The organism is Lysinibacillus antri (assembly GCF_003977595.1).
In the GTDB taxonomy this organism is placed as follows: Bacteria; Bacillota; Bacilli; order Bacillales_A; family Planococcaceae; genus Ureibacillus; species Ureibacillus antri.
Genome location: NZ_RYYR01000023.1, coordinates 22,388 through 37,296 on the forward strand (window position 1 = coordinate 22,388; position 14,909 = coordinate 37,296).

The 14,909-nt window shown below is 33.7% G+C and carries 4 protein-coding genes and 1 pseudogene; 3 read left to right on the forward strand and 2 right to left on the reverse strand.

Going from position 1 to position 14,909, the window contains the following annotated elements; all coding sequences use genetic code 11:
• Window positions 1-180: 180 nt before the first annotated feature.
• Window positions 181-5,871 carry an RCC1 domain-containing protein gene (locus EK386_RS14710; RefSeq protein ID WP_126659942.1) on the forward strand — a complete coding sequence of 1,897 codons (5,691 nt, stop codon included), beginning with the start codon at window positions 181-183 and terminating at the stop codon, window positions 5,869-5,871.
• A gap of 256 nt (window positions 5,872-6,127) precedes the next feature.
• Here EK386_RS14710 and EK386_RS14715 read toward each other — a convergent pair.
• Both EK386_RS14715 and EK386_RS14720 read right to left on the reverse strand, forming a co-directional pair.
• A pseudogene (locus tag EK386_RS14715) lies at window positions 6,128-6,304 on the reverse strand (copper amine oxidase N-terminal domain-containing protein); the annotation flags it as partial.
• 54 nt (window positions 6,305-6,358) lie between these two features.
• Window positions 6,359-6,610, reverse strand: a complete 252-nt coding sequence (locus tag EK386_RS14720; RefSeq protein WP_126659943.1) for a hypothetical protein — start codon at window positions 6,608-6,610, stop codon at window positions 6,359-6,361.
• A gap of 282 nt (window positions 6,611-6,892) precedes the next feature.
• On the opposite strand from EK386_RS14720, the gene EK386_RS14725 reads away from it, so the two are divergent.
• Entirely contained in the window at window positions 6,893-11,509 is a 4,617-nt protein-coding gene (locus EK386_RS14725; RefSeq protein ID WP_158674439.1) for a DUF4073 domain-containing protein, read from the forward strand.
• 349 nt (window positions 11,510-11,858) lie between these two features.
• On the forward strand, window positions 11,859-14,819 hold the full coding sequence (locus tag EK386_RS20600; RefSeq protein WP_126659945.1) for an S-layer homology domain-containing protein: 2,961 nt from the start codon (window positions 11,859-11,861) through the stop codon (window positions 14,817-14,819).
• The last annotated feature ends 90 nt before the right edge of the window (window positions 14,820-14,909 follow it).

Below are 14,909 nucleotides of genomic sequence, written 5' to 3' on the forward strand. Positions count from 1 at the left end.
GCACTGGGTACACAAAAAAGTTTTTCTATGAATAAATCAAGTTATGGAATATTCTTAATATTTTATAATTTTTATAAAAAATGGTATATTTCCCTTATTACAATTAAAAATAAATATAATATAATTTTTTTGGATGTAATTATTTGTAAGTAACATTTACTAAATTAAGGAGGAGAAGTTTTGTCAAATTTTAGGTTTATTTTATGTTTTATTTTTATTATTTTTTTAATAAATTTTAATACTAATAATAGAACTGCTTATGCTGAAGGAGTGGAGTATGTCGATGTAGAATCAGGTTCTTCGTTTACTATTGCATTAAGGAATGATGGAACTGTATGGGCTTGGGGGTTTAACCATAATGGTCGTTTAGGGGATGGAACGAATATTGATAAAAGAGTTCCCGTACAAGTAAGGGGACTACCTCCAATTAAACAAATTGCTACAGGGAATACTTTTTCTATGGCATTAGATGAACAAGGACAAGTATGGACATGGGGGGAGAATTATAAGGGTCAAATTGGAGATGGGACAACAACTCATCGAAATCTACCATTTAAAGTCCCAGGAATGACGAATATAAAAGAAATAGCAGCAGGTACAGAGTATGCACTTGTTTTGAAAGAAGATAAAACAGTTTGGTCATGGGGTAATAATTGGTATGGTGAATTAGGGAATCCAGATGTACCAGATTCAAATCAGACAAGTACTCCATTTTCTACAGTACCGGTCCAAGTAATGACTGAGTCAGGACCCATTCAAAATGTTAAGCAAATTTCCGCACGTTCTTGGAATGGTGCAGCATTATTAGAAGATGGCACGGTAAGTACATGGGGATACAATCAAGGCTACCAATTAGGGGACTCGTCACTTAGTAGATTGGACGGAAATGGTAACATTTTTTTCACAAAAGTAGCAATAAAGGTTCCAGGATTAACAAATGTTAAAGTAATTACGCTAGGTAATCGTCATATGCTTGCATTAAAGGAAGATAACACTGTATGGGCGTGGGGAGATAATAGAAATGGTCAATTAAGTTTGCCTATTATCCCAGGAAGATACTACCCTATATATCAACAATCTACATCCTTTCCTACAGGATTTATTAATAAATTAACTGGAGGAATATGGGAAACTTCTGCCGCAATCATTGATTCTAAGTTATATATGTTTGGAGATAATTATGAATATCAGCTAGGAAACGGTAATCAGATTAAAGATAGTCAACCAAGATTGGTACCGGCCTTACAAAATATGAATATACAAGATGTTAGTATTGGTAATGGTCATGTACTTGCATTAGATGAAAGTGGATATTTATGGTCATGGGGTAGAAATATGAATGGTGAATTAGGGAAAGATCTGCTCGATAATTATTCACCTTTTCCTAGTCGAGTAAATAATAATATGAATCTATCAAATTTAACAGTTGAGGGACCGTGGATTTTAGCTGCTCCTTTTGATCCAACTGTATATCAATATAACCTTGGCAAGCAACCAAATCAACAAACTACTTTAACGTTTAGTTTTGAACCCGAAGATAAGGCTTTTGCAAATGCAATGATAAATGGGTCAGGTGTATCAAATACACAAAATATTAATCAATCTTTGATTCCAGGCAAAAATGAAATAAATATTAAACTTTTAGATAAACAAGGGATTTCAATGCCTAAAGAATATATTTTAACAGCTGTTCGAAATGAGTTGCCTACATTGTTAGTGACAACATTTGAAGGATTTGAAGATACCTCCCTATCACTGACAGATACAATTTTTAATAATGCCTTTAAAGATTTAGATAATGATAACTTAACGAAAATAAAAATTACACAATTACCATTAATCGGAGAATTAAAGCTTAACGAGGAAACCGTTAGTATAAATGATGAAATTTCTAAGGAGAATTTGAATATTCTTACTTATATTCCGCCTATCAATTGGCATGGTGAAACATCTTTTAAATGGATAGCATTTGATGGAATGGATTACTCCGCTAATGAAGTAGAAGCTATATTAAAAATAAATAATGTAAATGATGTTCCAACTGTAACGAATCTATCAATCTCAACAAAGGAAGATACAGAAATTGGTATTTCATTTACAGATTATTTCTCTGATATCGATGGTGATACGCTTAAAAAAATTCAACTTACAACTTTACCGACTAATGGAATCTTAAAATTAAAAGATAGTATAGAGCCTTTAAAAGTGAATAATGAAATAACAGAAATTGATAAAGTTATATATATACCTAACAAAGATTGGTCAGGGAATGATAATTTTCAGTGGAAAGGTAGTGATGAGCAAATGTATTCAACAACTACCTCGACTGCAACAATTATTGTTGATCCCGTAAATGACGCTCCAATATTAAGCGACATAGCTAATCAGGAAATACAAACAAATACGTCTAGTTCAGCAATTCCTTTTACAATTACTGATATAGATAACGATATTAATGGAATTAGCGTAAGTAAAGTTTCTTCTAATTTAGATTTAATTTCTGAAGAAAATATTGAAATTGGTGGTAGTGGAGAAAATCGAACTATTAAAGTTACACCTACTACTAACCGATATGGAACTGCTGAAATTTCTATAACTGTTAGTGACGGTTCATTGTCCAGTACAAAAGTATTTCAAGTAAAGGTTGTTCCAAATGCTCCTGTCATAAAGGAAATTGATGATCAAGTAATAAATGAAGATGAATCGCTTAAAGGATTATTATTAGATATAAATGATTCAGATACAGAAGATGAAAATTTAATTATTACTTTTGATTCGAATAATCAAACATTAATTCCTACAGCAAATATTAAACTTGTTAAAAATGGTAATGATAAAACAATTGAAATCACACCAAATAGTAATCAAAATGGAGCAACTGTGATCTCAGTAATAGTCAATGATGGAGTGTATACGATTACAGAAAATTTTTTATTAACAGTAAACGCTGTAAATGATGCACCAGTTATTGCACCAATAGAGGATAAAATTATTCCAGAAGATAGTGTGAATTATCAAATACCAATTTCAATTGAAGATATTGATAATGAAATAGAAGATATTCAAGTAAGTGCAGTTTCATCTAATCTGGAATTGTTATTAAATACGGATATATCAATTACTGGAGATTTTAAAGACAAAGTATTAACTTTAACGCCTATACCCAACAAGGTAGGAGAAGTAGTTATTACATTAACAGCTAGTGATGGGGATTTACAAACTAAAGTGCAATTTAAAATAAAGATTACCGAATTAAATGATGCTCCAACTATAACCGCTATTTCAGATATAACTGTTCTTGAAGACGAGATTATCCCCCCATTAACTTTTAAAGTTAATGATATAGATAATGATTTTGAAGATATCAGTATTTCAACTAATTCATCTAATCTGTCTTTAGTACCTAATGAAAATATAATAATCAACGGGAGTAGAGAAGATAGAACTTTAACTATTTTGCCATTACCAGATCAAAATGGAGAAACAGTTATCACTTTATCTGCTGCAGATGGAGAACTAGTCACTGATAGTTCTTTTAAAGTAACCGTGGATTCAGTTAATGATTTACCAGAACTGGGGAATGTTGATGATCTAGTTGTTTCGGAAAATAGGGAGTCAGTGAAGGTACCGATGGTAATTACAGATAAGGATACACCAATCGGACAATTAACTGTATCAGCTACTTCTTCAAATGAACAACTTATAAAATCAAATAGTATTGTTGCAAAAATGGAGAATGAGAATTGGCTTTTAGAAGTAACCCCAGAAAAGGACCAATCGGGAGAATCAACAATTACAATAGTAGTAAATGACGGAGTGGGGTTAGTAAATAAAACATTCAAAATTTTAGTAAACAAACTTCCAATAGCTCAAAATGTAATCATTAAAGGAGATCCCAAAATAGATGAAGTTTTAACAGGAAGTTATTTATATATTTCTGAAGATGGAATAAATGAAGAGGGATCTATATACAAATGGTATGTTGCTGACGATGAAAATGGAACAAATAATAAAACTATTGATAATGCTATTAATAGCACCTACAAAGTAACGGAATCTGATAGAGGAAAATATATTCAGTTTGAAGTTCAACCAGCGAAAATAGGTGGGGTGAAGGGAAAGGCCTTCAAAAGTCAATGGATAGGTCCGATAGTATCTGAAAACGCGAATTTATCTGATGTTAAATTAAATAACGGGACTTTAAGCCCGGTATTTAACGAATCTATTGAAAATTATAATGTAAATGTTAGTAATAATATTACTAACCTGTTGTTGACACCTATAGGAAGCGATTCTCGTGCTAGTATTTCAGTTAACGGGAAAATTGTGGTCAGTGGTACTTCATCAGAACCTATTAACCTTAGCGTGGGTAAAAATACTATAACTATTATTGTAACGGCTGAAGATGGGATGACAACAAAAACTTATACAGTAGAAGTTAATCGTGCAAATTCATCTAGTGGAGGTGGAAATTATCCATCACCAACGCCAAAACCTGATAATGGTGAAGTTCGAATGATTCCAATAAAATCAGGTAATCAATCACAAGTAGAAATTGAAATTACAAGAAAACTAATTAATGGAAAAAAGACTGATTTGGTTAAGTTGAATGACTTTAAAGCGAATGAAGCAATATTACAGGCTATCAATAGTAAACAAAATTTTATAGAAATGTTAATAACAGATTTACCTAATAATCCAGTAGATAAAGTTAAAGCGGAGATTTCAAAATCAACTTTAAGTATTTTAAGTGAAAATAATATCGATTTGAAAATTAATACTGAGAGAGCAATTATTTCAGTTCCGAACCGAACATTAACTAATAATGCAGATAAAGATATCGCTATCGAGATTGAGAAAGTAACAAATATCGAAGCGATACAAAATACACAAGGTTTGATAGCTCAATTAACAAAAGGTGGTAGTTCAGTAAGCGCTCCACTTGAAATAAAAACAAATTATCTTGGTGAAACAGATCTTATTTTGCCATTATCGGATATCAATCTACCATCTAATCCAGAAAAATTGGATGCATTTTTAGATTCCCTTAAAGTTTTCATTCAACATAGCGATGGTGAGAAAAAAACTGAAAAAGGGATAATTGTATATGATAAAAATGGAAAACCAATCGGAATCAAATTCACAGTAGATAAATTTAGTATTTTTACGATTATTAAAATTCCTAAAGAAATAGAAGAACCTGAATTTGATGGAGAAAACATACAAGCAGAAACATTAGTAATGCCTGATAAGACGTGGACGATTTCATTTAATGCATTAGTAGATGAAGAAAGCCTTTCAGATAATATTTATGTAATTGATGAAAATGGAAAGCAAGTTAAAGTTCATTTAAGTGTAGTAGCTGAAGATAATACGAAAGTAAAAGTGACACCTGAATCTTATTACAGCCCGCTAACAAAATACAATATGTATATAATGAATGTAAAATCAAGTGAAGGAAAGATTTTAAATAAACCTATCCGTTTCACATTTGAAATTGCTAATTATTCTTTAGTTGGAAATAAACAAGATTATCAGGAAACAAAAGATTTACAAAAATCATGGACAATAAAATTTAGTAAACCTTTAAATAAAGATACTGTTCATGAAAATAATGTTTTTATTGTTGATGAACATGGGGAAAACTATAAAGCTAGTGTGCAATTAATAGAAAATGACTCAATAAGAATTACACCACAAGCTCCTTATAATCCTCAATTAGAATATTATTTATTTATTCAAAATATAGAATCATCAGAAGGAATCCTGATGAACGAAAATGTATGGATGAAATTTCAAATCAATATTCAAGTAGAACTAAAAAGAACATTTTTGGAAGAAGAACATATTATGTTTGAAGAATTTGAATAGTAACTAAGAAGTTAAGAAATCTAGTTATTTTTTAGTAAGAGGGTGTTAATTCTAAAATGGATTAACTTTGTTGAAAAAAGATTCTGTCAATGAAAAAGTCACAAAAATTTGTGATCTTTTCAAGTTGCCATTTGTTTTCCTACATGGTTTCTTCTATTAAATTGTGTAACGGGTGCACAAACAACATTTGCGCCCTCGTTACCTACTAAAAAGACTGCTCTAGATTTACCAAGAGCAGTCTTTTAATCTGTTAAAACTACTTAATAGTAATACTTTTATTATTAGCATTCCATAGAACTTCTTTTCCTAATTCCTCACTAATAAAACGAAGGGGAACTAGAGTTGTTCCGTTTTTTGTAAAAGGAGCAACGGCTAATTGCTTATTCTTTTTATTCACTATAGCTGTTTTGCTATTCAAATAAAGTACGATTTCGTTACTCTTTGTATCTGCGCTTGGATAGCTTGCAGTTAATACATAGTCCCCGCTCTAGTACTGATCCCCCCAGCTATTAGGATATACTTGGATATAATAAGTTCCAGGTTGAAATTGCTTAGAATAAGAGGATAGAAGATAATCGAGTCGCTCTTTTTTACTATTGTAGATTGCAAAATAAGCAGGAGCGGATTTGTCGGATAGGTTAATATTTACATGACCTGCTTGATTTAATGTAATCGCATAAATCACTAAAAGTCGGGGATGACAAAAATTGTCTAGCTCACTTGTTGATTGAAGCTGCAACTGCGCCCCCGCAGAAAGCATCCAGCCAGAGCGGAAATCAACCCCTAGTTATGATGATGAACCACATAAGTACAAATTTAGTGGTTTTTGGTATTTGTGTTCAGAAATTGTTCAGACTGCTTTGGTATGATGAATTTACAGTTCTAAATATCCCTTTAGAATTGTGCATTTTATGTAGAAAGTGCTAAATTACTACATTGCGATATGCTATTGATAGTGAGTCAAAAAAGGGGAAATCAAAAAGCAACCATAGATCTAACATTCTGGAAGGAGAAAACAAAATTGAGGAAGAGAAAATATTTTAGTATTTTACTAATAATAACAATTTTATTTAGTACTTTTAACTTGCCTATCTATGCAAATGCAGTAGTACCAATAAATTCATGTGAAAGTACGAATGCATTTGAAGGTGCTACAAAAGTGGCGGTAGATATTAGTAATAATGTCTATGTTTTTAATAAAGGTAACAAAACGATAAAAAAAATGGATGCATCAGGAGTTATTGATACGTTAGTTGACGAACTTCAAGTAGATAATATGGGTGCATTTGTGGCAGATACACAAGGTAACATTTATTATACGAAATTATATAATAATGGCGGTGCGAAATCAGATATTGTAAAGATTGATAACACTGGACAATCTACAACTTTGGCAACTATTAATATAAGTCAAAGGACATTAGGTGTTGATGCTAATGGGAATGTTTACTATTCATCTTTTTATATGGATAATCCAAACCTCCATAAAATAGATGCGAATGGTAATCATTCACTCGTATCAGGATATACACAACCTACGACTGGTGTAGTTAGTGATGTTCAAGGTAATGTTTATTTACTGTCAAATGGGAAATATACGAAAATTTATAAAGACGGACAAACATCTACTGTTACTGCTCAATTAAGTTATGATTCAAGCAATGGATTAGCGATTGATTCATCCAGTTTTCTTTATACCCCGGGAGATAGTGATAATACTTCTGACGGCGTAAAAAGGGTAAAGAACGGGGCAGGAGAACAGTTATTTTCAGAATTTCTTAAAGATACAAGCTCTGTTTCAATTGATAATGACGATAATTTTTATATAGTTGCTCAATATACAGAAGACACTAGTGATTTTCCTGTTGTAGTTCAAGTGACACCAACTGAAACTACAGTTCTTGGTGTAAAACCTCCTCAAGATCAAGCACCGGTATTAATTACTGGATTGGAAAACAACAAAACTTTTAATGTGAATGATCAAGTTCAATTTTCTGTTCAAGCACAATCATGTAGTAATAACTTTACATATCAATGGTTTAAAGGTGATGTAGCAATTCCAGATGCGATTGAATCTACATATACAATTGAAGCAGCGCAAGAATTAGATACCGGAGAGTATAAGGTTGTCATTTCAAATAAAGCTGGTCAAGTAACAAGTAGTGCAAATCTAACTGTAACACCTCAAACGACTAGTGGAAACAATCAACCATCCACAGACCCAGGACCTACTATTAGTTTAGAACCCTTTGAAATTATTAATGCAAACAAGCCATGGGGTACTACAATAGTTGGTACGGATTTGTATTTTGTTGAAATGAGAACGAGAAATTTAGTCAAAGTTTCTCTGGTGGATAATACTAAAAAGATAATCAAAACAGGCATTTCTAGTGACCGTTTTTTAACAGGTATTGCCATAGATAATGACGATGTATATATTTCTACTGATACAACTTTATATAAAGGACAACTTTCAGAATTAGAAAACGGAGATACAAGTTTGTTAGTAGCAATTAAAAAACTGAAAACTCCTGGAAATGACTTTATTGAAATTGATGGGATGACAATAAATAACCAGCAAAAAGTTCTATATTTCACTACCCTAAATACTAACGGAAAAATCTATCAAATCCCATTAAATGAATTAGAATCAGATGCTTCAGAGATTGTAGGGGAACCATGGTTTGTTAATTCGGTTTCACCAGATTATTACAAAGGGCTTACGTATTACAAGGGTAATGTATACGGGGTTGGTATGAGATACCATGGTGCAAACCATTATTTCTATAAACTTACAATTAATGATGATGGAACTGCAGGTAGTACGGTCGACCTTGGAAATATTCCGTCACCTTCTACTCAAATTTTCCTTGCTGGAGCCCCTGCCATTACTGAAGAAGGCAAAGTTTATATATCTAATATGTTGTCACTGGAGTTAACAACACCACCTGCACCACCAGTAACAGCAGATGATGATGCGAATGTCATAATCGGCGCAGATGATACAATGGAGTATTCTGTAGACAATGGTACTAATTGGATTCCTTATAACGAAACACCTATACCAACGTTTGAAGGAAATCAAACTGTATTAGTACGTGTACAAGCAGTATATGAAGTAAGTCATGCTAGTCTAGCAACACCATTGACGTTTACTTCGAATAATAATGGTGGCAGCAACAATCAACCACCAATGGAGTTAGGACCCTATGAGGTAATAAAAGCAAACGAACCACTAGGAATAACAATAGATGGTTCAAATTTATATTTTATAGAAATGGCAACAAGTAATATAATTAAAGTTTCGCTTTCTGACAATTCTAGAAAAACTATACAAACGGGTATTGATCCAACTTTAATTCGTTTAACAGGTATTGCGATTAAAGGTGATGACGTATATCTATCAACTTTTAGAACTATTTATAAAGGAAAACTTTCAGAATTAGAAAACGGAGATAGCAGTTCATTAGAGGTAGTAAAGACTTTTAATGATTCAGAAATTCTAGATATAACGATTGATAGTCAAAATGAAATGTTTTATTTTACTGATCAACATAGAGGAAAGATATATCGAGTTCCATTAGATCAATTAGATGAAATTGATTCAAGCATTTTAGAAAATCCATGGTTTGATATTAATCCTAATTCCCCTAAGAGATATTTAAGAGGAATCTCTTATTATAAAGGCAGTATTTATGGTGTAAGTTGGAATTATGATGGGGGAGTTTATTTTTATCAAGTACCAATACTAGCTGACGGAAAAGCAGGCAATGTAGTAAATATTAAAGATTTACCAAAAAGCTATGAAGGTTCGAATTCGTATCTCGCTGGTGGTCCTGCAATTGATGAAAATGGAAAAGTGTATATTACAGATATGAGATCCACTTTTGCAATGACCACACCACCTGCACCACCAGTAACGGCAGATGATATGAATAATGTTATTTTAGATGCAGATACAACAATGGAGTATTCAGTTGATAACAAATCAACATGGACATCCTATTCCGACATAATCGTACCGAAATTCCCAGGAGATAAAGTGGTATTTGTGCGTTATAAAGAAGTGGCTGGTGTAAGTTATGCAAGTCCATCAACGACATTAACTTTTACTCCAAATCCAGTGCCAACGCCGAATCCGTTACCAGGAACGACACCGAATCCGATACCAACGCCAACACCAGATTCAACTCCGGACCCTGCGCCATCGCCAAGTCCATCACCGACAACTGGAAATGGCAGTAGCACAGAAATTATCACAGTAGACGTAGATGGTGAAAATGGTGAACTATTAAATAAAACACCTATCCAACGTACAACAGAAACTAACGGTAGTGTAAAAGATTTTGTGACAATGCCTGATGCTATTGCAAAAGAGACAGTACTAAAAGCGAAAGAATCAAAAAATGATACTGCACGTATTATGATTCCAGATGCAAAAGACATCGTATCCGAGACAAAGGTTGAGGTGCCAAAGTCAGCACTGTCAGAGTTAAAAAGTGGAAATTTAAATCTTGAAATTTACACGGATAATGTGACAATTTCGATTCCTAAATTATCCTTAGTAGATTATACAGATGACCTATATTTCCGACTTGTTCCAATTAAAAAGGAAGAAGAGCGCCAGCAAGTAGAAGAACGTGCAAAGAAAGAGGAAGTTGTGAAAGCAGCACTTGGTGATGGTTCAATTGAAGTAGTGGGCCGTCCAATGACAATTGAAACGAACCTGGCAAGTAGAAAAGTGGACCTAATCCTTCCGTTACAGGGTGTCACATTACCAGAAGATCCGAAAGAACGTGAAGATTATTTAAATAACCTAGGTATCTTTATTGAACATAGTGATGGGGATCGAGTTTTAGTAAGACCTGTCCCAGTTGAATATAAAGAAGGCGTACAAGGGTTGAAATTTACAATTGAGAAATTTAGTACGTTTACGATTGTGAAGATGGATAATTTAGACGAGTACTTTAATGGTTTGGATAAGGATGGTTCGAAAAAGCATACACCCTATATTTACGGTTTTGAAGATGGAACTTTCCGAACGGACGCATTTATCACACGTTCTCAAATGGCGGCTATGTTAGCTCGTAATCTTGAAGATATTGAAGCAAACAACTTACAATTCTTCAAAGATGTAAGCCAAAAGAATTGGGCATACAATGACATACTTGAAACAACGAATGCTGGAATTATGTTCGGAGTAGGTTCTGAACAATTTGATCCAAAAGGGTTTGTCACAAGAGCGCAAATGGCTTCCATTGCTTATCGTTGGATGCAGCAAGAATGTGCAAAAGACACGAACGCATATGAAAACTGTTCTACATTAAATGGTTTTGGTCCGGCAAATTATAAAGATGTATCAAACAATCATTGGGCAAAAGAAGCAATTGATTTCTTAAAAACTACGGATATTATGATTGGATACAATGATCAAACGTTTAAACCAAATCAAAAATTAACAAGAGCAGAAGCGGTGAAGGTGCTAAATCGCTTATTTAAACGTGGTCCATTAACAGGAGTGGAGACACCAACTTTCAAAGATGTTTCATCATCGTATTGGGCTTTTAAAGAAATTGAAGAAGCAGCAAGAGAACACACATTCACAATGAATCAGAATGGTCATGAAGTTTTAAAATAACGTGCCAGGCAACCCCTACAAAAGATTTGTAGAAATTTGATGTAAGAAAAACAAAACCTAGCGAATAAAAGCTAGGTTTTGTTTTTGGTGAAGATGCGTTAGATACGTCTTCAATTTATACATTTCTATCCATGTATTGATGTCTGATGTATAGATAGAAATGTTCAGAAATTGTTCAGTGGCATTATCTATAATAGATTAGGTGTTCAAATGTATTAACTATTTCAATTTGTTAAGTTATTTTACAACACAGAATATACAAATTACTAAAGGTAGTAGAAATATAAAGTATTTAAAATTAATCATTGAAACTACAGTAAATTTGAAATAAACATATATGGAGGTCAAAATGAATAGAAAAAAGTGGATTATTATATCAATAGTTTTTTTGCTGATTGTTCAGCCGTTTTATACAGTAATTGGTTCAAGTCATGAAGCTTTTGCCGAAGGAGATGGAACTCAAGAAAACCCTTATCAAATCCCAATAACAACACAGCTTAATGAGGTAGAAAATCAACCAAATAGCACGGAAATTGCGAATGACTCAGTTACTAATAATCCTCCAAGTGAAGGCTCATGTGTTTCAGGGGGCGGGGATGGGTTAACAATCGACAATCCTATTATTATTTGTACACCTGAGGATTTAGATAAAATAAGAGAAGGCCTAAATAAGAATTATAAACTTGGCCAAGATATCGACCTAGAAAGTTTCTTAAGTGAAGGTGGTCCGGGGTATAACAATGGTAAAGGTTGGATCCCTATTGGTAATCCTGAAAGTAGTTCAACATACTTTACAGGAACTTTTGATGGGAACAACTATGAAATCAAAAATTTAAAAATCAATCGCCCAGATGAAGATTATATTGGTTTATTTGGGTTTGTATATGACTATAATTGGCAATATCAATTTGATGAATCACGTGATTTTGATTACAAAACCCAAAAAGTTATGCTAAAAAATATTAAATTAAGAAATGTAGATATAAATGGTAATAGAGAGGTCGGAGGGTTAGCTGGTTTTATCTCTTTAGGAAGTACTCATTATGCTTCAGTAACCGGTGTGATAAAAGGTATCTATAATACTGGTGGTTTGCTAGGTAGAAATGGATATAGTTTACTGACTCGCTCGTGGAGTAGTGCCGATGTAATTGGTAAAGAGTGTACGATTTCAGATGATCACTTTTTTGACCAGTGTGGTAATACAGGTGGGCTTACTGGGATAAATGATGGGCGTATCACGGAATCATTTAGTGATGCAAACGTAAAAGGAATATCCCGAGTTGGTGGGTTTGCTGGAAGTAGTATAAATCGACCTATTATGAACTCTTATGCTACAGGAAAAGTGGAGACATTATTTGGAAATGGTTCTATTGGTGGATTTGCTGGCAAAATAGGTAGTGGAACTAAAATTATAAACAGTTATTCTATTGCTGAAGTCAAAATACCTGCAAATGGAAATATAGAAGTTGCAGGTGGCTTGTTAGGAGGAGCGTTTGAAGAGGTCTTGTCTTCCCGTTTTATTATTTCTTCTTATTGGGATGTTACTAACTCTAAAATAGAGGCTGGAGAAAGGTATTATGGAACACCCATTACTCCAACAACTGATATCAGTAAAAGTACGTTTGAAAATTGGGATTTTGATAACGTTTGGTATTTACAATGTGATCAAAATGGAGTTTATCCAGTTTTAAGATGGACTATGTCAGAAATACCTGCAGAACAGTCATGTTCAGGCAATGGAACGACGCCACCCCCTCCAACACCAGGGGGAAATAATGATGGAGAGGATACGCCAACGCCGGTTCCGGCACCAACACCAGATTCTGGGCCGACACCAGTTCCGGCACCCGCACCAACACCGGTCCCAGAATCAACACCAGATTCTAATCCATCACCGACAACTGGAAATGGCAGTAGCACAGAAATTATCACAGTAGACGTAGATGGTGAAAATGGTGAACTATTAAATAAAACACCTATCCAACGTACAACAGAAACTAACGGTAGTGTAAAAGATTTTGTGACAATGCCTGATACTATTGCAAAAGAGACAGTACTAAAAGCGAAGGAATCAAAAAATGATACTGCACGTATTATGATTCCAGATGCAAAAGACATCGTATCCGAGACAAAGGTTGAGGTGCCAAAGTCAGCACTGTCAGAGTTAAAAAGTGGAAATTTAAATCTTGAAATTTACACGGATAATGTGACAATTTCTATACCAAAAGCGTCATTAAGTGATTATACGGATGATTTATATTTCCGTCTTGTTCCAATTAAAAAGGAAGAAGAGCGCCAACAAGTGGAAGAGCGGGCAAAGAAAGAGGAAGTTGTGAAAGAAGCACTTGGCGATGGTTCAATCGAAGTAGTGGGCCGTCCAATGACAATTGAAACGAACCTGACAAGTAGAAAGGTAGACTTAATCCTTCCATTACAAGGTGTCGCATTACCAGAAGATCCGAAAGAACGTGAAGAGTATTTAAATAACCTAGGTATCTTTATTGAACATAGTGATGGGGATCGAGTTTTAGTAAGACCTGTCCCAGTTGAATATAAAGAAGGCGTACAAGGGTTGAAATTCACAATTGAGAAATTTAGTACGTTTACAATTGTGAAGATGGATAACTTAGACGAGTATTTTAATGGTTTGGATAAGGATGGTTCGAATACGCATAAACCATATATTTACGGTTTTGAAGATGGGACTTTCCGAACGGACGCATTCATCACACGTTCACAAATGGCCGCTATGTTAGCTCGTAACTTAGTGGGGAACGAAACGAATAACTCATTATTATTCAAAGATGTAAACCAAAAGAATTGGGCATACAATGACATACTTGAAACAACAAATGCAGGAATTATGTCTGGAGTAGGTTCTGAACAATTTGATCCAAAAGGGTTTGTCACGAGAGCACAAATGGCTTCCATTGCTTATCGTTGGATGCAACAAGAATGCGCAAAAGACAGTAGCGTATATAAAGATTGTTCTACATTAGAGGATTTTGGTTCAGCAAACTATAAAGATATATCAAACAATCATTGGGCAAAAGAAGCAATTGATTTCTTAAAAACGACGGATATTATGATTGGGTACAACGATCAAACGTTTAAACCAAATCAAAAATTAACAAGAGCAGAAGCAGTGAAGGTATTGAATCGCTTATTTAAACGTGGTCCATTAACTGGAGTGGAGACACCAAGCTTCAAAGATGTTTCACCATCATATTGGGCTTTTGAAGAAATTGAAGAAGCAGCAAGAGAACACACATTCACAATGAATCAAAATGGTCATGAAGTTTTAAAATAATTGATTTATTACCATCAACCCTCATAAAAGTGGAAATTTCTACTTTTGTGGGGGTTTATTATTTTAATCGAAGCTTTTCCAACAGAAGTC

Coding starts and splice junctions, on each gene's coding strand:
- EK386_RS20600 (WP_126659945.1), top strand. CDS start 11,859: ATGAATAGAAAAAAGTGGATTATTATATCAATAGTTTTTTTGCTGATT.